This is a genomic window from Nocardioides sp. Root682 (assembly GCF_001427795.1).
Lineage (GTDB): Bacteria > Actinomycetota > Actinomycetes > Propionibacteriales > Nocardioidaceae > Nocardioides.
Window position 1 is genome coordinate 2,214,521 of the sequence record NZ_LMHJ01000001.1, and the last position, 23,437, is coordinate 2,237,957.

Here is a 23,437-nt window from a genome sequence, read left to right on the forward strand (position 1 = left end):
GGCAGCTTGCTGCCCGCCCTGAACCGGAGGCGCGCTCGACCAGTCATCACAGACGCCGGTTGGCCAGGGACGGGTTGACCCGGCGCGCCTCGGCGAGCAGGTCACGATCCAGGACCGCCCGGACGACCTCCGGCGCCTCGACGGACCCCGGGCCGCCTTCAGCCACCACCTCGCCGAACGGATCGACGACCAGCGAGTGGCCGCAGTAGCGCGGCGCGGGCTGGCCGACCGCGACGACGTACACGGTGTTCTCGATGGCGCGCGCGGTGAGCAGGGTGCGCCAGTGGTGCACCTTGCGCGGCCCGGCGACCCAGGCGGCAGGCACCACGATCACCTCGGCCCCGCGGTCGACCAGTGCCCGGGCCAGCTCCGGGAAGCGCAGGTCGTAACAGGTCATCAGGCCGACCTGCCAACCGTTCACCTCGACGACCACCGGCTCGATCGGGCCCGCCGTCAGCCGGTCGGACTCGCGGTAGCCGAAGGAGTCGTACAGGTGCACCTTCCGGTACGACGCCAGGCTGCCCCCACGCACCAGCAGCGTGTTGTAGGGCCGGCTCGGGTCGGGACCCTGCTCGAACATGCCGGCCACGACGGTGGTGCCCTGCCCTGCTGCAGCCGCGGCGAGCGCCGTACCGAACGGGCCGTCCAGCGGCTCGGCGAACGTGCTCAGGTCCGATCCGGCCTCGCCGAAGTCGCGGGCGAAGGCCTCGGGGAAGACGACCAGGTCGGCGTCGGCACCGTGCTCGGCCGTGAGGCGTGCGAGCTCCGCGCGATTGGCGGCCGGGTCGAGCGTGGAGGCGGCCTGCACCAGGGAGACGTGGAGCGTGGGGACCGTCACGGTGCCAGCGTAGGCGTCCGGCTGGGACACTGGCGGGGTGATCGAAGCCGGACTGACCTCGTTCGCCGCCATCATCCTCGCGGGCGGCCAGGCGACGCGGCTCGGCGGCGCGGACAAGGCCTCCATCGAGATCGGCGGCCGCACCCTCCTCGACCGGACGCTCGAAGCCGTCATCGACGCGAGCGAGGTCGTCGTGGTCGGCCACTCGGTGCCCACCGACCGGCCGGTGACCTTCGTCCTCGAGGACCCCCGGCACGGCGGACCCGCGGCCGGCCTGCTCACCGGCCGGGACTCGCTGTTGCGACGCTTCCCGACGCTCGCCGTCCTGGCCGTCGACATGCCGCACCTGACGTCCTCGACGTTCCGCCGCCTGCACGACGCCGCCGTGGGCCACGAGGGCGCCGCCCTCGTCGGCGCGGACGGTCGCCGGCAGCTGACCTACGTGCTGGAGACCGCTCGTCTCGACGCCGTACGGCCCGGACTGGAGGCTCAGCACGGCCTCTCGATCCGCGCCCTCCTCGAGCCGTTCGACCTCGCCGAGGTCGCCCAGGTCGGGCGCGAGGCGCAGGACATCGACACCTGGTCGGACCTGCGCGACGCCGGTTCGGAGACCGACGACCTGCTCTGACCCGGCTCTCACCCTGATCGGCCGTCGTCAGCCCTTGTCAGCACCGGCCCTTGGGGATCACTCTGTTCGGGTGAACCTCCACGACTGGATCGATGAGTTGTGCGACGTCCTCGACATCGAGGCCGAGGCCGACGAAGGCCTCTTGGTGGACCTTGCCGGGATCACGCACGACAACGTGCACCCCGCTGCCGGGGTGGTGACGGCGTTCCTCCTCGGCTTCGCCGCTGGTGAAGGCGGCTCCGACCCGGACGAGGTCGAGAAGCTGGCCGGCCGCGCCCAGGCGCTCGCCGAGGCGTGGGACCGACCGCCCGGCGTGACCGACGAGCCCCAGGTCGACGTGGAGGTCGAGGAGCTCAGCGACGCCGAGTACGACGACCGAGACTCCCTCGTCTGAGTGGTCGCCCGCTGACAGACTGGCCGCATGCGCGCCGTCACCCAGACGGGCCCCGGAGGCCCCGAGACCCTGACCGTCACCGAGCTGCCCGACCTGGTTCCCGGTCCGGGCGAGGTGCTGATCACGGTCGCAGCCACCGCGGTGAACCGTGCCGACCTGCTGCAGCGCCAGGGCTTCTACCCGCCGCCGCCGGGCGCTTCGGAGATCATCGGCCTCGAGTGCAGCGGCACCATCGCGGCACTCGGCGAGGGCGTCGAGACGTGGTCGGTGGGCGAGCAGGTGTGCGCGCTGCTGGCCGGCGGTGGCTACGCGAGCCAGGTCGTCGTACCGGCCGCCCAGGTGATGCCGATCCCGAACGGGGTCGACCTGGTGACCGCCGCCGCACTGCCCGAGGTCGCCTGCACGGTGTGGTCGAACGTCTTCATGGTCGCCGGGCTCGGCCCCGGCGACGTGTTCCTGGTGCACGGCGGTGGCGGCGGGATCGGGACGTTCGCGATCCAGCTGGCCGCTCGCACCGGCGCGCGGGTCTTCACGACCGCCGGGAGCCCGGACAAGCTGGCCCGCTGCCGTGACCTCGGCGCCGAGGTGGCGATCAACTACCACGACGAGGACTTCGTCGAGGTGGTCAAGGCCGCCACCGACGGACGCGGCGCAGACGTCGTCCTGGACAACATGGGCGCGAAGTACCTCGGCCGCAACGTCGACGTCCTCGCCGACGAGGGCCGTCTCGTGATCATCGGCATGCAGGGTGGCATCAAGGCCGAGCTCAACATCGCCCAGCTGCTCGGCAAGCGCGGCGCCGTCATCGCGACCGCGCTCCGCTCGCGGCCCGTCGAGGGCAAGTCGCGGATCTGCGCATCGGTCGTGGAGCACGTGTGGCCACTGGTCGACGACGGCTCGATCGTGCCCGTCGTGTCGGCCGTGCTCCCGCTCGACCAGGTCGGTGACGCCCATCGGCTCATCGAGTCCGGCGACAGTGTGGGCAAGGTCCTCCTGACCCCCTGAACGGGGTTGGCTAGGTTGGATCCATGACCGAGAGCGGCGAAGAGCAGATCGTGGTGGTGGGACCGGACGGGCAGCCGATCGGCACGGTTCCCGCGTCAGCAGTGCAGGCCAGCGAGGACGTCGACGGCAGCGACGTCACCGACGTCACCGACGTCACGAGCGGCGACGACGACGGTGACGACGACGGCGAGCGCTCCCTGGCCGACCTGGTGGAGCAGCCGGCGAAGGTGATGCGGATCGGCAGCATGATCCGCCAGCTCCTCGAAGAGGTGAAGGCCGCGCCGCTCGACGAGGCCAGCCGCAACCGCCTCGCCGCGATCCACCGCTCCTCGATCGCCGAGCTCGAGCAGGGCCTGGCTCCCGAGCTGGTCGAGGAGCTGGAACGGCTGTCGCTGCCGTTCTCCGAGGACGTCACGCCGTCCGAGGCTGAGCTCCGGATCGCCCAGGCACAGCTCGTCGGGTGGCTCGAAGGCCTCTTCCACGGCATCCAGACGGCGATCTACGCCCAGCAGATGGCCGCGCGCGCCCAGTTCGAGCAGATCCGCCGCGCCCTGCCGCCGGGGATGTCGATGGGCGCTCCCGGGCAGTCACCGCTGCAGCAGGAGCAGCCCGGACCGGACGGACAGCCTCATGCCGAGGAGCCTCGCTCCGGCGGGATGTACCTGTAGATCTGGGTCAGAACTTCTGACGGCCCAAGCGACTGATCAGCACCAGGCCGAGCACGCCGATCAGGCTGATCGCACCGCCCGGAGCCAGCAGGCGACCGAGGTCGGGCGTGGAGTCGGCATCGGCCGGCGGCTCGCTGAGGGTGGAGCCGGGGGTCTCGACGGGCGCCGGGGGTACGGCGAGGTACTCGCGCAGCCGGACCACACCGGCCTGGTCGAGGCCGCTCGCGATGACGTACCCGTCGCAGGCGTCCGCACGCAGCTCGGCGGGGGCGCTGCCCCGGGTGAAGAAGATGTAGCGGACGCCGACGCGCAGGGTCCGGTCCGGCACCTCGTCGGTGGGAGTGAACGTGACCTGGACGTACTTGCCCGCAGGCAGGTCGCTCTTCAGCGGCACCTGGACGAACACCCGGTGCTCGCTCGCGCCGGCCGTCCCGCCACCCGGCAGCACGCCCGGGAGCACGCCGTCCACGCGGCCGACGAAGACGTCCTCGGCCGTCGACCCACGTTCGTGGACCGCCGCGCGGTCACTCAGCGCCAGCTCGCCGCATCCGTCGGGCATCCCCGGCGTCGCGCCGGCCGCCGCGGGGAGCAGCGAGAACAGCACGACGGACAGCGCGGAGACGACACGCAGGGGGAGCCTCACGCGCCCATCCCATCAGATTCGAGCGCGGGGAACCAGCGACCCAGCTCCAGCGCGGCGCCGTCCTCGTCGACCGAGGCGGTCACGTCGTCGGCCACTGCCTTCACCTCGTCGACCGATTGGCCCATCGCCACCCCGCGACCGGCCCACTGCAGCATCTCGATGTCGTTGCGTCCGTCACCGATCGCCAGCACGTCCGCGCGGTCGACGCCGAGCTGCCCGGCGACGTACTCGAGGCCGGAGGCCTTGGACACGCCCACCGGGGCCAGGTCGAGCCAGGCGGTCCAGCCGACGACGTAGTCGGTGCCGTGCAGGCCCAGCCGCGACGCGAGCGCCACGAAGTCCTCCGCCGTCGCCTGCGGGTCGCGGATGATCACGCGGCTCACCGGCTCGGCGACCATGTCGGCGACCTCGGCCACGGACGTCGTACCGCCCAGCTCCCCGTCGGGGAACGGAGCGGACACGCGGTAGCCGATGCCGCGCTCCTCGACGGCGACCAGGGCCTCCGGATGCTCCTTGAGTACGGCGGCCACCGCGGCCCGGGCGTCGAAGGTGACCTCGTGCACGACCTCGATGGGCGGGTAGCGCAGCACGACCGCGCCGTTGGACGCGACGATCCAGATCTTCTCGCCGTGACCGTGGAGGTCGAGCTGCTCGGCCACGGACACCATGTTGGCGGCGGAACGTCCCGAGGACAGCACCACGTGGGCGCCCGCGTCGAGCACCCGCTGGATGGACGCATGGACCGCGGGAGTGACCTCCTCGTGGCTCATGCCGAGGCCCTCCACCCACTTGAGCAGGGTGCCGTCGATGTCCAGGGCGACGAGCTTGGGCGTCATCCCTGCACCGGCTCCAGGACCTCGAGGCCATCGAGGTAGGGCTGCAGCGCCTTCGGCACCCGGACCGAGCCGTCGGCCTGCTGGTGCGTCTCGAGGATCGCGACGATGGTGCGGGTGATGGCGGTCAGCGTGCCGTTGAGGGTGGCGACCGGGCCGATCTTGTCGCCGGTGCGGGCCCGGGTGTCGAGGCGCCGCGTCTGGAAGTCGGTGCAGTTCGAGGTCGAGGTGAGCTCGCGGTACTTGCCCTGCGTCGGGATCCACGCCTCGCAGTCGAACTTGCGGATCGCCGAGGAGCCGAGGTCACCCGCGGCGATGTCGACGACGCGGTAGGCGAGCTCGAGCTTCTCGAGGAACTCCTTCTCCCACGCCAGCAGGCGCTGGTGCTCGGCAGCAGCGTCCTCGAGGGTGGTGTAGATGAACATCTCGACCTTGTCGAACCAGTGGACCCGGATGATCCCCTTGGTGTCCTTGCCGTGCGAGCCTGCCTCCTTGCGGAAGCACGGGCTGAACGCCGCATAGCGCAGGGGCAACGACCCGCCGTCGAGGATCTCCTCGGAGTGGTACGCCGCCATCGCGACCTCCGAGGTGCCGACGAGGTACATCTCCTCGCCCTCGAGGCGGTAGACGTCGTCACCGCCACCCTGGTCGAGGTAGCCGGTGCCCTCCATCGCGCTGCGGCGCACGAGCGAGGGAGCGATCACCTGGGTGAACCCGGCGTTGCGGGCCTGGTCCATCGCCATGTTGACCAGCGCGAACTCGAGCTGGGCGCCGACGCCGGTGAGGAAGTAGAAGCGGCTGCCGCTGACCTTGGCGCCGCGCTCGAGGTCGATCGCGCCGAGGATCCGGCCGATCTCGATGTGGTCGCGCGGTTCGAAGCCCTCGGCCGCGAAGTCGCGCGGCGTACCGACCTCCTCGATGACGACGAAGTCGTCCTCGCCGCCGGCCGGGGTCTCCTCGGCCACCACGTTGGGGATCGCCTTGAGGGCCGAGAGCCACTCCTCCTCGGCGACGCCCTGGCTGGCCTCGAGCTCCTTGACCTCGCCGGAGAGCGTCTTCACCTGCGCGAGCAGGGCCTGCTTCTCCTCGCCCGAGGCCTGGGCGACCTGTTTGCCGAAGGCCTTCTGGGCCGAACGCTTCTCCTCGAAGGACGCAATGGCCGCGCGGCGAGCGGTGTCGGCTGCCAGCGCCCGGTCCACGACGTCCGCGGACGCACCACGCTTGGCCTGCGAGGCACGAATGCGGTCGGGCTCGTCACGGAGGATGCGCGGGTCGATCATGCACGCAGGCTATCCGCCCGCCGTACGCCGCCGCTCGCCGGTTTCGGGCATCGCCGAGTTGGGGTTTGTCACGGTCGAGTTGGGGTTTGTCACCCCGACGGCCGTGGCGGGGATACAACTCGACGGTGACAAGCCCCAAGTCGGGGGTGACAAACCCCAACTCGGCATCAAAACGGCGAGATGGGGTCGGGCGACGGGAAGAGCGTGTCGAGCTCGTCGAGGTCCTCGGCGGTGGGCACCCACGCGTTCGCAGCGGCGTTGGCCCAGACCTGGTCGGTCGAGGTGGCCCCGGCGATCACGGACGTCACGGGCTCCTGGGCGAGCAGCCACCCGAACGCCACCGTCGCCTCGGGCACGCCACGGGACCGGGCGAACTCCGAGTAGGCCTTCAGCGTCGGCGAGACCGCGTCCTCGAGCAGGTGCCGGCGGGTGAAGCTGAGCCGCGAACCCTCGGGGGCGACGCCGGAGGCGTACTTGCCGGTGAGCAGTCCGTTCGCCAGCGGGAAGTACGGCAGCACACCCAGCCCGAACTCGCGGGCGGCTGGCAGCACCTCCAGCTCGGCGCGACGGTCGGTGAGGTTGTAGTGGTTCTGTGCCGAGATGAACCGCTCGACGCCGAGCTCGCGGGCGACGTACTCGGCCTGGGCGATCTGCCAGCCGGAGCGGTTGGAGTGGCCGACGTAGCGGACCTTGCCGTCGCGGACCAGGTCGTCGAGTGCCGACAGGGTCTCGTCGATCGGGGTGGCGGGGTCGGGCGTGTGGAACTGGTAGAGGTCGATCCAGTCGGTGCCCAGGCGCCGCAACGACGCCTCGACGGCGTTGCGGATGTAGCGCCGAGAGCCGCGCGCACCGAAGTCCGGGCCGTTGGCGCCGGCAGCGTCCATGCCGAACTTCGTCGCCACGATCACCCCGGACCGGCGCGGGCCGAGCGCGGCACCGAGACGGGTCTCGGCGAGGCCGGGCGTGGCGCCGTACGTGTCGGCGACGTCGAAGAGCGTGATGCCCGCGTCGAGCGCGGCCGCGACGACCCGGTTGGTGCCCTTCTGGGTCTCGGTGGCGGTGCCATGTCGCCCGAGGTTGTTGCAGCCCAGCCCGATCGTGGAGACGACGAGGCCGGAGCGTCCGAGGGCGGCGTACGACGGGGAGGTCATGCCCCGACGGTATCGACCATGCCGATACCTGCGACGGGGTGTCCTAAACTCCGCTGGTGCTCGACCGACCTCGCCGGACTCCGCTCCTGGCCGCCCTGATCTGCCTGGGCCTCTTCTCCGTGATCGCCGTCGCGGTCGCCGCCCAGTGGCCCTGGCTGGTCGACCTCGACCACCGCGGGGAGTCCACGGCCGCCTGGGCCATCGACCAGTCCTGGCTGCGCGACCCGCTGCGAGTGATCGAGGTCGTCTTCGGCACGACCGGGATGACCGTGCTGACGGCCCTGCTCGCGGGCTTCATGTTCCTCAAGGGCCACCGCCGCGCCAGCATCCTGATCGTGGTCGTGATGGTCGCGACCAGCCTGAGCACCTACGGCACCAAGGTCCTCGTCGGCCGGGGTCGCCCCGAGTGGCAGGACCCAGAGTTCTTCCTGCACACCAACGCCTATCCCTCGGGACATGCCACCGGCATCGCCGCGTACGCCGGCCTGGTGATCCTGCTGGCGATCATGCTGATCCGGCGCAGCGGGATCCGCCGGCTGGTCTGCACGCTGGCGGTGCTGGTCGCCGCGACCGTCGCCGCCGACCGCATCCTGCTCGGCCGCCACTACCCGAGCGACGTCGTCGGTGGCGTGTTGTTCGGCGCCGGCATCGTCCTGCTCGGTCTCGCGATCTACAGCCCGCTGCCACGCAGCCACGCCCTCAAGGCCGACCCGCTCCCGGCGGTCTTCCCGCGGGGAGGCAACCTCGCGGTCATCCTCAACCCCATCAAGGTGGAGTCCGTCGAGCAGTTCCAGACGATGGTCAACCAGCTGGCCGCCGACTCCGGCTGGAAGGAACCGCGCTGGCACTTCACCACCGTCGAGGACTCCGGCACCGGGCAGGCCGAGCAGGCGTCCGTCGAGGGCGCCGACCTGGTCATCGTGTGCGGCGGCGACGGCACCGTCCGTGAGGTGTGTGCCGAGCTCGCCGGCACCGGCATCCCGGTCGGCATCGTGCCCGCGGGGACCGGCAACCTGCTGGCCCGCAACCTGCAGATCCCCCTGTTCATCCGGGCCGCGATCGACATCGCCCTGACCGGGCAGGACCGCGCGATCGACATGGTCTCCGTCGATGGCGACGAGCTGGAGCCGACCCACTTCATGGTGATGGCCGGCATGGGCTTCGACGCCGCGCTCATGGAGGGCGTCAACGAGGACATCAAGAAGAAGGTCGGCTGGATCGCCTACGTGCTGTCCGGGCTGAAGGCCCTGATGTTCCCGACGATGAAGCTCGAGATCTCGATCGACGACCTGCCCTTCACCAAGCACCGCGCGCGGACCTGCGTGATCGGCAACGTCGGCAGCCTGCAGGGCGGGATGATGCTGCTCCCGGACGCCGCGATCGATGACGGCCAGATCGACGTCGTGGTGCTGTACCCGCGTCGCTTCCTCAGCTGGATCCCGCTCGTCGCCCGCGTGCTCACCCGTCGTGAGCAGAACGCCGGCGAGGCCGTCGTACGGATGACGGGCCGCAAGGTCGTCGTACGGGCGTCAACGGACGTGCCGCGCCAGCTGGACGGCGACACGATCGGCGCGGGCGCCGAGCTGCGCATGGAGTGCATCCACGGGCGGGTCCTGGTGCGGGTCCCTCGCTGACCGTCGGTGGTCGTGCACTAGCCGTTTACCCTGCCCTGAGCACGCACCTGGTGCGTGCTGGGAGCAGGTAAACGCTCACGGGCAGCGCGGACAGCGCTGAAAGACGCCCCTCCAGCCCCGCCTTTGCAGGATCGTGGCGATCCACCTCGCAGTGCGACAGGCGTCGTTGAAGACCAACCCGTACGTCACCCGCACCGTCACCGCCTCGCTGACTGCCCGTTCGGCGAGGTCGCGCCGCGCATCGACGTCGCGGGCTTCGGGCGAATCGTGGAACGCGAGGCCGTCCGGCTCGACGATGACGCCGTACTCCTCGTAACAGACGTCCTGGTCCGTTCGCTTGCCGGTCGCGTGGCTCGTCCGCTGCCGTTTCCCGCGGGGCAGTCCGTGTGCCCGCTCGACCAGCTGGAGGTAGCCGCGCTCGAGCACCGAGTGCGCGCCCAGCTCCACGTCGTCGATCATTCCCCCGATCAACGAACGACGAGTGACCTTCAGGCGGTCGGCGAGAGCCGGCCGCAGTGTTCGGGGCGTGACCTCACGGGTGTGGCACGCGCGGGTGAGGGCGGCGTAGGCGCCGGCGATGTCGCCCGAGCGGATCCGAGCCTCCATCACATCGATCGTCGCGTGCTCTGGCCCCATGCGAGGTGGTCGTCGACGCCAGTCGACACGTGTCGCGAGATGCGCGGTGCGGTGGACGACCACACCCGCCATCCGTCGAATGGTCCGGTCCTCCCCAACGCACACGTGAACGACGGGCGGGTCACCCCCGGGCATGGCTGACTCGTGACTCAGCGCTGCGGGAGCGCAAGCGAACAGCGCCACCCATTCGCGTTGGGCACGGGTCAGGCGGCCGGTGTGATCGACGTACACCCCAGGACAGGGTGCGGTGAGCTCGCGGCGCCGGACCATTCGGGCGATGTCGTGGTCGGTCGCCCCCAGCTCCAGCAGCTGTTGGCGCGAGACCACGCCGTTCTGTTCGCGCTTGAGCAGCTCCTGCAAGCCCGGGTGGGTGAAGTCGAGGTGACGCGGCATCCGGGGAGGCTGCCATCGGCACGTGGCATCCACCAGACCAGTCATCGCTGCCTGTGGACGGGAGCGTGAACGAAGTGCGTCAACCTGCTGTGGGCACTCACCAGGTGCGGGCTGAGAGCAGGTAAGCCAGCGTCTCGATACGCCCTCGCCCAGGGGCTCGGGCTACTCGACGAACGTGGCGGCGACGGCTTGACGACGGGTTGCCTACGAGCGGGCCATGCGCGCGTGGGCGACCGCCTCGGTCTCCTCGGGCGACAGCTCCTGCTCACTGCTCCACCCGGCCACCGACTTGGCGTAGGTGCGGGCCTCGTTGCGGCCACGGATCGAGGTCAGTACGACGCCGTCGCCGCTGTCGTCCACCAGGGCCAGGGACCACGACAACCGGCCGCCCATCTCGTCGAACGCGTCGTACCGGACCACGGCGAGGTGCCGCAGCGCCCCCACGGCCTCGGCACGCAGGGCAGCCACCTCACGGCGCAGTCCGGCCGCGTCGGCGGGCAGGTCGTCAGCTGCGCTGCCCGCCCGCTTGCTGCCGCTCCTCAGCGCCACGACCAGGGCGAGGACGGCGACGAGGAGGGCGAGGATCGAGAGTGCGACGGCCATGCGGACGAGCGTAGGTGTTCGGCGACTACCCTTTGCGCATGGCTCGCATCGCGTACCAGGGGGAACCCGGCGCCAACTCAGACATGGTGTGCCGACGGCACTACCCGGATGCAGAGGCCGTCCCGTGCGCGTCGTTCGAGGACGTCTTCGCGGCTGTGACCAGCGGTGACTGCGACCTCGCCATGATCCCGATCGACAACTCGATCGCCGGGCGGGTCGCCGACATCCACCACTTCCTGCCGGACTCCGGGCTGCACATCATCGCCGAGCACTTCCTGCGGATCCAGTTCACCCTGATGGCCACCGCGGACGCGTCGCTCGACACGATCAAGACCGTCCACAGCCACGTGCACGCCCTCGGCCAGTGCCGCAAGATCATCCGCGAGCTGGGCCTGACGCCGATCATCTCCGGCGACACCGCGGGCGCCGCCCGCGAGGTCGCGGAAGCCGCGGACCCCCGCCAGGCCGCGATCTCACCGCCGCTGGCCGCCGACATCTACGGCCTGAAGATCCTGCGCGACGACGTCGAGGACGAGGACCACAACACCACCCGCTTCGTCGTCCTCTCCCCCGAGTTCATCGCCGCCCCGCAGGGCCGCGGACCGGTCGTCACGAGCTTCGTGTTCAACGTCCGCAACCTTCCGGCCGCGCTCTACAAGGCGCTCGGCGGCTTCGCGACCAACGGCATCAACATGACCAAGCTGGAGAGCTACATGGTCGGCGGGCACTTCACCGCCACCCAGTTCCTCGCCGAGGTCGACGGCCACCCCGACGACCCCGACCTGAAGCGGGCGCTCGAGGAGCTGACCTTCTTCACGACCGACATCAAGATCCTCGGCGTCTACCCGGCCGATCCGTTCCGGGGCTGAGGCCGGGCCGCTGCCCCCACCCCGGCCCGCCACCTAAGGTGGGCGCATGGTGGCGAACCCTCCGCTCGGCGCGGACAGCGAGGTCGGGCGACTGCGCTCGGTCCTGCTGCACCGGCCCGGTCCCGAGCTCCAGCGGCTGACCCCGCGCAACAACGACCGCCTGCTCTTCGACGGGATCCCGTGGGTCGCCCGTGCCCAGGAGGAGCACGACGCCTTCGCCGAGGCCCTACGCGACCGTGACGTCGAGGTGCTCTACCTGACCGAGCTGCTCACCGAGGCCCTGGCCGTGCCCGCGGCGCGCGCCGCGGTGATCGAGTCGACGCTGACGGGTCCGAGCGGGCGCGACCTGGGCGACCCGGTCCGCGAGTACCTGCGCGCGATGTTCCGCGCCGCCGCACCCGACGAGCTCACCAGGCTGCTCACCGCCGGCGTCCGCAACGACGAGGTGCGGCCCGGGCTCGCGAGCGGCACCCTGGTCACCTCCCTGTTGTCCGACGACACCTTCCTGGTGGACCCGCTCCCGAACCTGCTGTTCACACGGGACTCGTCGTTCTGGCTGCCCGACCGCGTCGCGGTCACGTCGCTGGCGATGCCGGCGCGGCGCCGGGAGACCCAGCTGACCGAGCTGATCTACCACTACCACCCGCGCTTCGCCGGGACCGAACGGCTGCACGGCCACCACCTCGAACACGTCGAGGGCGGCGACGTACTGCTCCTCGCCCCGGGGGTCATCGCCGTCGGCGTCGGCGAACGTACGACGCCCGCAGGTGCCGAGCGGCTCGCCCGTCAGGTCTTCCGGGCCGGTCTGGCGACCACCGTCCTGGCGGTGCCGATCGCGCAGGAGCGGGCGACCATGCACCTCGACACGGTCTGCACGATGGTCGACGTCGACAAGGTCGTGATGTACCCCAACGTCGCGGACACCCTGACGGCGTACGCCGTGACTGCTCGCGAACCCGGCTCGACCGTCATCGACGTCGCCGCGCCCGAACCGTTCCTGGTGGCGGCCGCGAAGGCGATGCAGATCGACACCCTGCACCTCATCGACACCGGGCTGGACCCGGTGACCGCCGAGCGCGAGCAGTGGGACGACGGCAACAACACGCTGGCCCTCGCACCGCGCCTCGCCGTGGCGTACGAACGCAACGACGGCACCAACGCCCGCCTCGAGGAGGAGGGCATCGAGGTGATCCGGATCGCTGGCTCCGAGCTCGGTTCGGGCCGCGGCGGTCCTCGTTGCATGAGCTGTCCGGTGTCGCGCGACCCGCTGGGGTAACCCGACTACCCACGACACGTTGTGACAGTAGTCGTGCGACAGCCTCCCACTGGGGCCTGCGGACGACTAAGGTCAAACCCGAGGTAATGGGGAGCCGGACGGCGGCAACATGTCGTGTCGGGCACAGCGAAAGGGTCAGCATGGCAACGTTCTTCGAGCACTTCACCCCGCAGGAGATCGCGCGGATCAGCGCGACCGGGCGGCGCGTGAAGCTCCCCCAGGGCTGGTCGCCGATCTGGGAGGACACCCCGGCCGACAAGGCCTACATCCTTCTCGAGGGCACCGTCTCGGTCCGTCGTGACGGCCAGGAGATCGCCCAGCTGGGCCCCGGCGACATCGTCGGCGAGGCCGCCATCGTCGGCCACTCCCTGCGCACCGCCTCCATCGTGGCCCTCACGCCCCTCGACACCATCCACCTGACCGACGAGACGCTGACGCAGCTCGACGCCGAGTGGCCCACCTTCCACGAGGCGCTCGTCGAGGTCGCGCAGTCGCGCTTCGGCAACGCCGAGGGCTGATCTCCACGTGTCGTTGCCAGTGACGGGGCAGGACGACCCCGCTGCTGGCAATGACACCGGCGGGGTCGTCGGCGCACTCGAGGAGCACCTGCTCGGGGACCGGCCACAGTTCACCGAGATCCAGGTCGCCGAGCAGTCCGGCGTACCGATCGAGGTCGCCCAGGAGCTGTGGCACCTGCTGGGTTTCGCCCATGTCCGCGACGACGAGGTGGCCTTCGCGCCGGCCGACGTCGAAGCCGTACGGCTGGCGTCCCGCCTGATCTCCCTGGGCGTGCTGAGCCCCGACCGGCAGTCCAGCCTGGTCCGTACGTGGGGCCGGAGCTTCGCCCGGCTGGCCGACTGGCAGGTGGCCTTGCTGGCCGACGTCGCCGTCGAGAGCGGCGCGGACCTGACCGACGGCCTGCTCGCCATCTCCGACGAGGTCATGCCGCTGGTCGAGGAGCTGCAGAGCTACGTCTGGCGCCGGCACCTGTTGAGCGCGAGCGCCCGGTTGCTCGCCGAGACCGGGTCGGGCGCGTCCTCGACGCTGGCCGTCTGCTTCGTCGACATCGTCGGCTACACCTCGCGTTCGCGCACCCTGACCGATCGCGAGCTGGTCACCTGGCTCGAGGACTTCGAGACCACCGTGCTGCGCCTGGCGGTCGACCGCGGCGGCCGGATCATCAAGAACATCGGCGACGAGCTGCTGATCGTGGCCGACGACCCGGTCGCCATGGCCGAGATCGCGGTCGAGCTGACCCGCCGGGGCGCCGATCCCGACGACTCGTTCCCCGCGGTGCGGGCGGGCGTCACGTACGGCGAGGTGGTCACCCGGCTCGGCGACGTCTTCGGCCCGACCGTCAACATCGCCGCCCGGCTCACCTCGATCGCCCGCCCCAACTCCGTGCTCGTCGACAAGGGCGCCTACGAGGCGCTGTCCGGCCTGACGTCCGACGACGACCACGAGGACTCGGGCACGACCCACCACCCGGCGAGCGACGCGTCGTCGTACCGCTTCCGTCGGCTGCGCCGGGTGTCGGTCAAGGGCTACTCACGCCTGCACGTCTGGGCCCTGCACCCTCGCTGAACGACGGGGTCAGGGCGTGAACTGGCCGGTGTAGTGGCAGTCGGCGCCGTCGCGGGTGGCGTAGATGTCGAGGCGCTGGGACCGGTGCGTGATGGTGTGGGTCAGGAGGACGTTCATCGCGTAGTTGTGCGTCACGGGATCGGCCCGATAGACCGGCAGCCACACCGTCGCCCCGGCCAGGGTCCGAGGCGCCTCCTGGTCGTAGGAGAGGGTTCCGCTGTAGCGGAAGGTGTCCCAGTTGGTGGTGCGGACCGAGAAGGCCGCCCCGTAGCTCTGGCAGCTCGCATACAGGGAGATGCCGTCGGAGGTCTTCAGCAGAGGGACTAGGTCGGAGGCGCTCCCGAACACGGTGTAGTCGAAGTCGATGCTCCCGGGGCCCTGCGGCCCGGCAGGCCCGGTCTGGCCCCTGAGCTGGGTGGAGTCGAGGCCGTCGACCTTGTCGGCGTTCAGGTTCGTGACCCGCCCCTTGCCGTTCACGGCAAACGGAGCATTCGCCGAGGACTTCGAGATCAGTGTGAGCACCGAACCGGACGTGGTCCGCGTCAGCTTCGTGGTGGCACCAGCCGAGTTGGACTTGCCGAGGACGAAGCTCGAGCCGGTGGCGGCGAAGCTGGTGTAGTCGACGGCGACCACCAGCATCAGTGCGACGAACACCGTGACGAGAACGGGCTTTGCGTGTCGAAGCGTCTTCATGGTTCCCCCTGGTCAGATTCCCTCGAGGGTGACGCTAGGTGAGATCGGACGGCTTCATCGGCTGTTGGAGCTGATTACGAGTGATCCCCACCTCGGCAGCAATCGCCCGTGGCCTCAGGAGAAGGCCCGCCACACGGCCGCGGTGCTCGCCGTGACCAGACAGGCCAGTCCGAGCGGCAGGAACGTGGCGGTCGCGGTCCACTTGACCGACCGGGTCTCGCGCCAGATGGTCAGCATCGTCGTGCTGCACGGATTGTGGAGCATGCTGAACAGCATCAGGTTGACGGCGGTCAGCAGCGTCCAGCCCCCGGCACCGATCAGCACCGCACCCGCTGTCGCATCGGGGACGTCGAGCATGACGCCCGCCGAGGCCCCGGGCGCCACCACCGGCCCCAGGGTCAGGGTGAGCATCAGGATGGTCGGGATGATGATCTCGTTGGCAGGGATCGCGACGACGTAGGCGAGAAGGACGATGCCGTTGAGGCCGAGCAACCAGCCGGACGCGTCGAGCGCGGACACCGCGTGCGCGGCCAGGCTCGAGTCCCCGACGGTCACGTTGCTCAGCAACCAGATCACCGCGCCAGCCGGCGCGGCCATCACCACGGCCCGGACCAGCACCTTCAGGGTGCGGTCGATCAGGCTGGTGTAGATCGTCCGCATCACCTGCGGCGGTCGATACGGCGGCAGCTCCAGCGAGTAGACCGAGGTCTCCCCGCGCAGCACCGTTCGCGACAGGAACCACGACACGACAAGGGTGGTCACGATTCCGAGGACCGCCACCGTCACCACGGTTCCGGCGGCGACCAGCCCCGCCACACCAGGCGGGGCCAGCGCCCCGACGAAGACGGTGCTCATCAGGATCAGCGTCGGCCAGCGTCCGTTGCAGATGCTGAAGTTGTTCGTGATGATCGCGATCAACCGTTCGCGCGGGCTGTCGATGATCCGTGTGGCCGTCACTCCCGCTGCGTTGCACCCGAAGCCCATCATCATCGTCAGCGCCTGCTTGCCGTGCGCGCCGGCACGGGCATAGAGGCGGTCCAGGTTGAAGGCGACCCGCGGCAGGTATCCGAAGTCCTCCAGCAGCGTGAAGAGCGGGAAGAAGATCGCCATCGGCGGCAGCATCACAGCGATCACCCATGCGGTCCCGAGGTACATCCCGTCGACGACCAGTCCGGTCACCCACCACGGAGCGCCGACGGCGGTGAAGCCGTCACGCACCCACGCATGGCCGTTGGCCACGAGCAGGTCGTAGAGCAGGTCGGACGGCACCGCTGCGCCGGTGATGGTGAACCAGAACACCCCGAAGAACAGGGCCCCCATGACCACGAACCCCCACACCCGGTGGGTGAGTGCACGATCCAGGACCTGGTCGAGCGCGGGGCGCCCCTGCTCCCCGTGCGTCGACACGCTGTGGCGCGTGATGCGATCCGCGTCCTGGTAGATGGAGCTGACCACGCCGTCACCGAAGTCCTTCGGCAACGTGGCACGGAGGCGCTCCGCCGTACCGAGCACGGTGTCGCTGCTCATGACGCGATCCGGGCGGTCTGCTGGCGGGCGAGATCGCCGAGGCTGCCATCGCGGACGGCGCGTTCGGTGCCCGCGTCGCCCTCGAGGAGGCGCAGCGCCACCCAGCGGGCGTTGGCAAGACCGGGGAACTCGGCGCTCAGCTGACCGGCGAGCTCGTCCACGGCCCGGGCGACGACGGGCGCGAGTGCCTGCTGGCGGCGTGGACGAACGCGAGTCTCCCCCGACGTCATGTCCGCGATCCGGCCGAGCAGCTCCGGCACGCCCTCACCCCGGCGGGCCGCCATCGGCACCACCGGCACCCCCAGCTCCCTGCTCAGGTGACGTACGTCGACCTCGATCCCGTGGCGTCGTGCCTCGTCCATCAGGTTCAGCGCCACCACGACCCGGCCAGTGACCTGGAGGACCTGGAGGACGAGGTTCAGGTTCCGCTCCAGCCGCGTCGCGTCGACGACGACGACCGTGACGTCCGGGTCCCCGAACAGCAGGAAGTCGCGCGCGACGTCCTCGTCGCGGCTGTTCGACAGCAACGAGTAGGTTCCCGGCAGGTCGACGACCTTGTACGCCGAACCGCCGAGCGAGAAGCCGCCCTCGGCGCGCGACACTGTGGTGCCCGGCCAGTTGCCGACGTGCTGGCGCAGCCCGGTCAACGCGTTGAAGACCGTGCTCTTGCCGGTATTGGGGTTGCCTGCCAGCGCAACGACAGCGTCACAACCGTCGACGTGGAGGCCGAGCCGCTTCAGGTTCGCGGCATTGTGCAGCGTGCACGATCCACAGGACGCCGCAGGGGTTTCCGCGAGAGGGGACACGGCCGACGGAATCGGCAGGTCGACAGTCATCGGTGTGCCCCATCGTCGACGTCGATGCCCCGTGCCTGACAGCGGCGAAGCGCGATGACCGAACCCCGCACCAGGTAGGCCGTCGGGTCACCGAGCGGGCTGGTCCCCTCGGCCACGATCTCGACGCCCGGCATCACCCCGAGGTCCATCAGCCGACGTCGTTCGGCGCCCTGGGCATCGAGCCCGGTGACCACCGCCCGCTCCGTCCGGCGCAGCTCGTCGAGCTTCACGACGCCGCCGCCGACGACTCGATCCGACCGTGGATCAGGTTGACCACCGCGCAGCTCAATGAACAGCGCTCGCCCCCGACCCGCACCCACATCGGCGCAAGGTCGGACGGGCGTCGTTCGACCTCGATCGACACACCGGGGCGGATGTCGAGCTCCGCCAGGTGCCGCAGGGCGATGCTGTCGGTGTCGTAGACCCGCTGGACCAGGAAGATGTCACCCGGTCCGCTCTGGGCGAGCGGGGTCTCCCCGTGCTCCTCGTGCTTGCCCCGCACGCTGGGGATCGGGTCGCCGTGGGGGTCGCGGTCCGGGAATCCCAGCGCCGCATCGATCAGGTTCTCGAGCCGCGTGCTCAGGTGGTGCTCCAGGACCTCCGCCTCCTCGTGGACCTCGTCCCACGAGACCCCCAGCACCCGGTGCAGGAAGGTCTCGAGCAGCCGGTGCCGTCGTACGACGCTGCGAGCGTGGACTGCGCCGTGCTCGGTCAGAAGTACATGGCCCCAGGTCGTCGTCGCCACCAACCCGCTGTCGCGCATGCGGTGGAGCATCGCGGTGACCGAGGGGGGAGTGACGCTGAGCCGGGCTGCGACGCCCGACGTGCTGGCGGGTTCACCCAGGGAGGTGATCGCGAAGATGGCCTTGAGATAGTCCTCGACGGTGTCGGTCAGCTCGATGCGACAGCAGGCGGAGGACTCGGTTCGAAGTGTCGATGGAGTGCCCATGAGCCGACATTAGGGCGGTCTAAATCTCCGGCCTGTCGCAATCTGAGATGTCAGGAAGCGAGCACTCGGAGGGTCGCTCCGAGCGTCATGGCGCCGACCGCAACGGCCAGCACGACGGGTGCCAGCTGCCTGCCGACGTAGACCGAGGCACCGGCAATGGCCAGGCGCACGAAGTGGTGTCCGTGCGCGGCGTGCGCACCGTCAGCGCGGTGTGCGGGCGCGGTTCCCGGAGCGGACTCCAGCGAGAACGAGTGGATGCACCAGGCCCGGGCCACGAACATGGTGGTCAGCAGCGATCCCAGCAGGAGCAGCAAGGTTCCGACCTCGAATGCGGTCATCGTCCTTCTCCTTCACTGGTCGCACGGTCGGCCACCGATGGGTCCGGTGGATGGCCGACCGTGCGACGAGGGTGTGAACCGATCAGTAGATGTTGGAGGGCCGGACCATGCCCTCGGCCAGGTCGCCGAAGCCGGGCGCCATGATCGCGCCGGGCATCCCCTGGATCTCCTCGACCACCGCGGTCTCCGTGGTGATCAGCAGCGCGGCGATCGAGGCAGCGCTCTCCAGCGCCGCCCGGGTCACCTTGAACGGGTCGATGACGCCGTCGGCGAACAGGTCGCCGTACTGCCCACTCAGTGCGTTGAAGCCATGACCGGTCTGCATCTCGGCGACCCGCGCAACGACCTCCTCACCGTCGTACCCGGCGTTGATGGCGATCCAGCGAAGCGGCTCCGCCAACGCACGGCGGACGACCTCGCGTCCGACGGCCTCGTCACCGGTCAGCTCTACCCGTGACACCGACTCCTGGGCCTGCACGAGGGTGGCGCCACCCCCGGCGACCACACCCTCTTCCAGCGCCGCACGGGTCGCGGCGAGCGCGTCATCGACGCGCAGCATCCGCTCCCGGAGCTCGACGCTCGTGGCGCCGCCGACCTTGATCACCGCGACGGTTCCAGCGAGGCGCGCGAGGCGGAGCTGGAGGCTGTCGCGGTCGGCGTCGAGCCGCGCCCGCTCGAGCTGCGTCTCCAGCTGGCGGTTCCGGGCATCGATCAGGGTCTTGTCACCGTGCCCACCCACGATCGTGGTGCTGTGCTCGGTGATGGTGATCCGGTCGCACGATCCGAGGTACTCACCCGTGATCTCGCTCAGCTCGAGGCCGGTGTCCTTGGCGATCACGTGGCCACCCAGGGCCACGGCGAGGTCCTCCAGCTCGGCGACCCGGCGGTGACCGAAGCCCGGCGCCCGGACCACGCACGAACGCATCGTGTTGTGCATGTTGCCGCCGACCAGGAGCTGCAGCGCCGGACCGTCGACGTCCTCGGCGAGCACGACGAGCGGCCGGTCAGCGCGTTTGGCGGCCTCGATGGTCGGCATGATGTCCTGGACCTGGTTGATCTTCTTGTTGGTCAGCAGGATCACCGGGTTCTCGTAGACCGTCTCCATCTTCTCGTGGTCGGTGACCATGTAGCCGGAGATGTACCCGTGGTCGAACTCGATGCCGTCGACGATGTCGACCGACATCCCGAGGGTCTCGGACTCCTCGGTGGTGACGATGCCGTTGCGACCGACTCGCGCCACCGCCTCGGCGATGACCATGCCGATCGACTCGTCGTCACTCGCTGCGAGCGTGGCGACCCGCTCGAGGTCGTCCTGGCTGGAGACGTCGACGGCCAAGGCGGCGAGGGTCTCGACCAGGATCGGGATCGTGCGCTCGATGCCGCGGCGCACCCGCATCGGGTTGGCGCCGGCCTCGACCGCGCGCATGCCCTCGCGGACCATCGCCTGGGCGAGGACGGTGGCGGTCGTCGTACCGTCGCCGACGACTCCGTTGGTCTTCATCGCCACCTCCTTGACCAGCTGCGCACCCATGTTGGCGAAGGGCTCCCTGAGCTGGATCTCGCGGGCGATCGTCACGCCGTCGTTGGTGATCGTCGGAGGTCCGGTGAGCTTCTCGAGGACCGCGTTGCGGCCTTTCGGCCCGAGCGTGACCTTGACCGCGTCGGCCAGGGCGTTGACCCCGGACTCCAGCAGTCGTCGTGCGTCCTCGTTGAACCGCAGTTCTTTCGCCATGGTGAGCAACCCTTCACGTTTGTCTGGAAATCGGTCTGTTGTTGGGTGGTGCACAGGTGGTGCGTGGTGGTGCGGTGGTGCGTGCTCGGGTCAGGGGACGAGAATCGCCCGGCCCCTGACCAAGCCGTTGTCGAGATCGTCGAGTGCCTGCTGGAAGTCCTCGAGCGCGTACTTCGTGGTGTGGAGCTTCACGCTGCCCCTGGCCGCGAGGACCATCAGCTCCTGCAGGTCGTTGTAGGACCCGACGAGGTTGCCGATGAAGTTGATCTCGGTCGAGATCACGTCGATGGTCGGGACGTCGATGTTCTCGCCGTAACCGACCACGTAGTAGTTGCCTGCGCGGCGCAGCATCGCGATGCCCTGAGCGGTGGCGCCGCCCTCACCGACGAAGTCCACGACCGCCTCGGCGCCGTGGCCCCCGGTGAGCTCCAGGACCTTCACCACCTGGTCGCCGTCCGCCAGGACAGTGACGTCCGCACCGATCTCCCTGGCGAGGTCGAGGGCCGCCTGGTTGCGGTCGACGACGACCAGCGTGGCCGCCGAGATCGCCTTCATCACCTGGATCCCGATGTGGCCCAGGCCGCCGGCCCCGATGATCACGCACACGTCGCCGGGACGAGTGGCGCGTGCCGCTTTCGCCGCTGCGTGGTACGCGGTCAGGCCGGCGTCGGCGAGCGCCGCCACGTCTGACGGTTCCAGGCTGGGGTCGATCTTGACCACACTGCGGGCGCTGGTGAGCAGGTACTCGGCGTACCCGCCGTGGACGTCGATGCCCGGGAACTGGCTGTTCTCGCAGTGCACGTCGTCCCCGAACCGGCACGCACGGCACAGCCCGCACGTGACGAGCGGGTGCACGATCACCTTGTCCCCGACGGCCACGTTGGTGACGGCGTCACCTGTCGCGTGCACCCAGCCGGCGTTCTCGTGACCGATCGTGTACGGGAGCTCGACACCCGTCTTCTCCGCCCACTGCCCCTCGAGCACGTGCAGGTCGGTGCGGCAGACACCGGCCCCGCCGATCCTGACGATCACGTCGAGCGGGCCCTGGACCTCCGGCTCCGGGACCTCGTTCAGCTGGAGCTTGGTGTGGTAGCCGATGACCTGTACTGCCTTCATGCCGTCCTCCTGGTGTTCGTGATGTGCAGGTCGAGCGACTCGTCGTCCTCGTACCGGGTGGCGAGCAACCCGCGACAGAAGTGACCGTTTCCGTCGATGGAGATCCGGACCGACTTGGCGAAACGCAGCTTCATCGGCACCTCCTCGGGAGGTACGGCGACGCCGTGCTCGTCGACGAACACGGGCAGGTCGAGCCCGATGCCGAGCCCGATGGCAGCGCGTCGGCGCAGCAGCGCCTCCCTGGCGCGGCCGGCCGGCAGGTTGCGCAGTCGCAAGCGGTAGATGTCGGACACCGCCAGGCTCGTCGTCCTGAGCTGCGTCTCGATGCACCGTTCCATGGCGGCCATGTGTGCCTTGCGCTGGAACGTCAGCCGCAGCTCTTCGAGGCTGTCCTCCGCCTCGACTCCGAACGTCCCGCGGTACCCCGCGTCCGCCGCGAGTCCCGCGTTGATCTTGTCCGAGTCGTGGTGGTCGTCGAGCAGGACCCGGACCGTCCTGATGTCGTCCACGGACCGCAGCGCATCCACCGCGTCGGATGCCATCAGGTAAGCGAAGTTCGGCGAGCAGAACGACGTCGGCAGCCGGAGGTGCACGGTCACGCCGAGGTCGTCGATGGCGACCGAGCGGACGAAACCGAGATCGGTGATCGGCTCGTCCAGCTCGGGGTCGACGACCGTTCCGAGCGCAGCCAGGACCGCTGACTCGAGAGTCGTCTCGACGGAGACGGCGATGGCCGTCATGACGCCACGGTCTCCTTGGCGCCGGCCGCCACCTCGACACCCGGGTCGGCCGCAGAGGTGGGGATCCTGAGACTTTCGGGAACGTCCAGGTCGTAGAGCGCTGCCGCGTTGAGCCCGAGGATCTTCTTCTTCTGGTCGACGGTGATCGGCGCGTACTCCGTCATGTCCTCCGGGATCTGGAAGTCGACGAACTTCTCGATCAACCACTTCGGCGTCCACAGCGCGTAGTCGCTGGAGAAGAGGATCTTGTCCTCGCCGATCCAGTAGAGGAGCTCGCCGATGATCTGGGCGAAGTAGCGCGGACGCGTGTGGATGAACGGCATCGCCACCGCCAGTCCGCCGTAGACGTTGGACTCCTGGGTCGCGATCCAGCAGAAGTCCTCGAGCCGGGGCAGGCCCACGTGCTCGACGACGAAGTTCAGGTCGAGGTAGTCGGTGGCCACCTTGTCGATGTCCGCGACGTCGAAGGCATCGCGGTCCAGCGGCCGGATGGTCGGACCCTTGTGCACGTGGATGTTGGTGATCCCGAGCTCGATGCACTCCTCGAGGTAGCGGCGCGACCACTTGTCGTCGAGCTTGTAGCCGCGGGAGTCCCCGTGCCACTCGGCCGTGTAGAGCTTGACCCCGCGCAGGCCCATGCGCTCGGCGTCGCGGCGGAGCTGCTCCAGGCCGGCCTGCTCGTTCCGCGGGTCGTAGCAGTGGTTGTACGTCAGCTGCTCCGGGTGCTCCCCGGCCAGGGCGAGGGCCTCCTCGGTCTGGCCGAATCCCGTGTTGTAGAACGCCGTGAGCAGCGCAGGCTGGAAGATCGCGTGGTCGACGTACCCGTCCTGGAAGAGGTCCTTCATCAGGCGCTCGCCGCCGTAGTAGGTGTAGGTGTCGTAGTCCCACACCTCTTCCTCCGGGCTGAGGTTCTTGTGGTAGTCGTAGAAGCAGTCGATGAACTGCTTTCCGTGGACGTTCTTGAGGTTGGCCTCACGGGCGTCCCAGATCGCCACGTGGCTGTCGACCACGTAGTAGTTCTCGCCGTCCTTGCTGTACATCTCGTGCCTCGCTTCTGCTCGTCTGTGGTGG

General features: G+C 69.7%; 26 protein-coding genes. 9 read left to right on the forward strand and 17 right to left on the reverse strand.

Translation table 11 applies throughout. From position 1 onward, the window contains the following. Positions 1-46: 46 nt before the first annotated feature. Complete coding sequence (locus ASD84_RS10455; protein ID WP_056710911.1) at positions 47-838, reverse strand: carbon-nitrogen hydrolase family protein; 792 nt, start codon at positions 836-838, stop codon at positions 47-49. A 37-nt stretch (positions 839-875) separates the two neighbouring features. Between ASD84_RS10455 and ASD84_RS10460 the strand changes: the two genes are divergently transcribed. The 4 genes from ASD84_RS10460 (at position 876) to ASD84_RS10475 (ending at position 3,533) form a co-directional block, all read left to right on the forward strand. Beyond that, complete coding sequence (locus ASD84_RS10460; protein WP_056709764.1) at positions 876-1,466, forward strand: molybdenum cofactor guanylyltransferase; 591 nt, start codon at positions 876-878, stop codon at positions 1,464-1,466. A 70-nt stretch (positions 1,467-1,536) separates the two neighbouring features. Then, positions 1,537-1,860 carry a DUF6457 domain-containing protein gene (locus tag ASD84_RS10465; protein WP_056709768.1) on the forward strand — a complete coding sequence of 108 codons (324 nt, stop codon included), beginning with the start codon at positions 1,537-1,539 and terminating at the stop codon, positions 1,858-1,860. 27 nt (positions 1,861-1,887) lie between these two features. Further along, entirely contained in the window at positions 1,888-2,865 is a 978-nt protein-coding gene (locus ASD84_RS10470) for an NAD(P)H-quinone oxidoreductase (protein ID WP_056709770.1), read from the forward strand. Between the two features lie 23 nt (positions 2,866-2,888). Then, a complete protein-coding gene (locus ASD84_RS10475) occupies positions 2,889-3,533 on the forward strand; it encodes a bacterial proteasome activator family protein (RefSeq protein WP_056709772.1) in 645 nt (214 codons plus the stop codon). Between the two features lie 7 nt (positions 3,534-3,540). Here ASD84_RS10475 and ASD84_RS10480 read toward each other — a convergent pair whose 3' ends face one another. From ASD84_RS10480 to ASD84_RS10495, 4 genes are all read right to left on the reverse strand, one after another. Beyond that, a complete protein-coding gene (locus ASD84_RS10480; RefSeq protein WP_056709774.1) occupies positions 3,541-4,176 on the reverse strand; it encodes a hypothetical protein in 636 nt (211 codons plus the stop codon). Next, entirely contained in the window at positions 4,173-5,012 is an 840-nt protein-coding gene (locus tag ASD84_RS10485) for an HAD family hydrolase (RefSeq protein WP_056709775.1), read from the reverse strand. The genes ASD84_RS10480 and ASD84_RS10485 overlap by 4 nt, the downstream gene beginning before the upstream one ends. Further along, positions 5,009-6,289, reverse strand: coding sequence for a serine--tRNA ligase (serS, locus tag ASD84_RS10490; RefSeq protein WP_056709777.1), 1,281 nt, complete (start codon positions 6,287-6,289; stop codon positions 5,009-5,011). Before serS ends, ASD84_RS10485 begins: the two co-directional genes overlap by 4 nt. A gap of 167 nt (positions 6,290-6,456) precedes the next feature. After that, positions 6,457-7,440 (reverse strand): aldo/keto reductase, encoded by a 984-nt coding sequence (locus ASD84_RS10495; protein ID WP_056709779.1) that lies wholly within the window; start codon positions 7,438-7,440, stop codon positions 6,457-6,459. Between the two features lie 56 nt (positions 7,441-7,496). Here ASD84_RS10495 and ASD84_RS10500 point away from each other — a divergent pair, with 56 nt between their 5' ends. After that, positions 7,497-9,074, forward strand: a complete 1,578-nt coding sequence (locus tag ASD84_RS10500) for a YegS/Rv2252/BmrU family lipid kinase (RefSeq protein ID WP_056709781.1) — start codon at positions 7,497-7,499, stop codon at positions 9,072-9,074. Positions 9,075-9,149: 75 nt separating this feature from the next. Here ASD84_RS10500 and ASD84_RS10505 read toward each other — a convergent pair whose 3' ends face one another. Together ASD84_RS10505 and ASD84_RS10510 are read right to left on the reverse strand one after the other, a co-directional pair. Beyond that, entirely contained in the window at positions 9,150-10,103 is a 954-nt protein-coding gene (locus tag ASD84_RS10505; protein ID WP_056709783.1) for a type IV toxin-antitoxin system AbiEi family antitoxin domain-containing protein, read from the reverse strand. A 204-nt stretch (positions 10,104-10,307) separates the two neighbouring features. Beyond that, positions 10,308-10,706 carry a DUF4446 family protein gene (locus ASD84_RS10510; protein WP_056709785.1) on the reverse strand — a complete coding sequence of 133 codons (399 nt, stop codon included), beginning with the start codon at positions 10,704-10,706 and terminating at the stop codon, positions 10,308-10,310. A gap of 38 nt (positions 10,707-10,744) precedes the next feature. Between ASD84_RS10510 and ASD84_RS10515 the strand changes: the two genes are divergently transcribed. The 4 genes from ASD84_RS10515 (at position 10,745) to ASD84_RS10530 (ending at position 14,435) form a co-directional block, all read left to right on the forward strand. Continuing rightward, on the forward strand, positions 10,745-11,575 hold the full coding sequence (locus tag ASD84_RS10515) for a prephenate dehydratase (RefSeq protein ID WP_056709786.1): 831 nt from the start codon (positions 10,745-10,747) through the stop codon (positions 11,573-11,575). 46 nt (positions 11,576-11,621) lie between these two features. Beyond that, positions 11,622-12,851, forward strand: coding sequence for an arginine deiminase (locus ASD84_RS10520; RefSeq protein ID WP_056709788.1), 1,230 nt, complete (start codon positions 11,622-11,624; stop codon positions 12,849-12,851). Positions 12,852-12,991: 140 nt separating this feature from the next. Continuing rightward, positions 12,992-13,369 carry a Crp/Fnr family transcriptional regulator gene (locus ASD84_RS10525; RefSeq protein WP_056709790.1) on the forward strand — a complete coding sequence of 126 codons (378 nt, stop codon included), beginning with the start codon at positions 12,992-12,994 and terminating at the stop codon, positions 13,367-13,369. Positions 13,370-13,376: 7 nt separating this feature from the next. Continuing rightward, a complete protein-coding gene (locus tag ASD84_RS10530; RefSeq protein ID WP_235531059.1) occupies positions 13,377-14,435 on the forward strand; it encodes an adenylate/guanylate cyclase domain-containing protein in 1,059 nt (352 codons plus the stop codon). 9 nt (positions 14,436-14,444) lie between these two features. On the opposite strand, the gene ASD84_RS10535 is transcribed toward ASD84_RS10530, so the two are convergent. The 10 genes from ASD84_RS10535 to ASD84_RS10580 form a co-directional block, all read right to left on the reverse strand. Then, positions 14,445-15,128 (reverse strand): hypothetical protein, encoded by a 684-nt coding sequence (locus ASD84_RS10535; protein ID WP_056709795.1) that lies wholly within the window; start codon positions 15,126-15,128, stop codon positions 14,445-14,447. Positions 15,129-15,242: 114 nt separating this feature from the next. Beyond that, a complete protein-coding gene (locus tag ASD84_RS25495) occupies positions 15,243-16,655 on the reverse strand; it encodes a nucleoside recognition domain-containing protein (RefSeq protein ID WP_056709798.1) in 1,413 nt (470 codons plus the stop codon). After that, complete coding sequence (locus ASD84_RS25500) at positions 16,652-17,491, reverse strand: FeoB small GTPase domain-containing protein (protein WP_056709800.1); 840 nt, start codon at positions 17,489-17,491, stop codon at positions 16,652-16,654. The genes ASD84_RS25495 and ASD84_RS25500 overlap by 4 nt, the downstream gene beginning before the upstream one ends. After that, positions 17,488-17,721, reverse strand: coding sequence for a FeoA family protein (locus ASD84_RS10550; protein WP_156391750.1), 234 nt, complete (start codon positions 17,719-17,721; stop codon positions 17,488-17,490). The genes ASD84_RS25500 and ASD84_RS10550 overlap by 4 nt, the downstream gene beginning before the upstream one ends. Beyond that, on the reverse strand, positions 17,718-18,440 hold the full coding sequence (locus ASD84_RS10555) for a metal-dependent transcriptional regulator (RefSeq protein ID WP_056709802.1): 723 nt from the start codon (positions 18,438-18,440) through the stop codon (positions 17,718-17,720). Before ASD84_RS10555 ends, ASD84_RS10550 begins: the two co-directional genes overlap by 4 nt. A gap of 50 nt (positions 18,441-18,490) precedes the next feature. Then, positions 18,491-18,778 (reverse strand): hypothetical protein, encoded by a 288-nt coding sequence (locus ASD84_RS10560; protein WP_056709808.1) that lies wholly within the window; start codon positions 18,776-18,778, stop codon positions 18,491-18,493. A gap of 82 nt (positions 18,779-18,860) precedes the next feature. Then, positions 18,861-20,510 carry a chaperonin GroEL gene (gene groL, locus ASD84_RS10565; RefSeq protein WP_056709809.1) on the reverse strand — a complete coding sequence of 550 codons (1,650 nt, stop codon included), beginning with the start codon at positions 20,508-20,510 and terminating at the stop codon, positions 18,861-18,863. A 90-nt stretch (positions 20,511-20,600) separates the two neighbouring features. Then, positions 20,601-21,626, reverse strand: a complete 1,026-nt coding sequence (locus ASD84_RS10570; RefSeq protein ID WP_056709811.1) for an NAD(P)-dependent alcohol dehydrogenase — start codon at positions 21,624-21,626, stop codon at positions 20,601-20,603. After that, the gene (locus ASD84_RS10575) at positions 21,623-22,366 is read right to left on the reverse strand and encodes an iron-sulfur cluster assembly protein (RefSeq protein WP_056709812.1); all 744 of its coding nucleotides are present in this window, start codon (positions 22,364-22,366) and stop codon (positions 21,623-21,625) included. Before ASD84_RS10575 ends, ASD84_RS10570 begins: the two co-directional genes overlap by 4 nt. Further along, on the reverse strand, positions 22,363-23,406 hold the full coding sequence (locus tag ASD84_RS10580; protein WP_056709814.1) for an amidohydrolase family protein: 1,044 nt from the start codon (positions 23,404-23,406) through the stop codon (positions 22,363-22,365). The genes ASD84_RS10575 and ASD84_RS10580 overlap by 4 nt, the downstream gene beginning before the upstream one ends. Positions 23,407-23,437 lie beyond the last annotated feature (31 nt).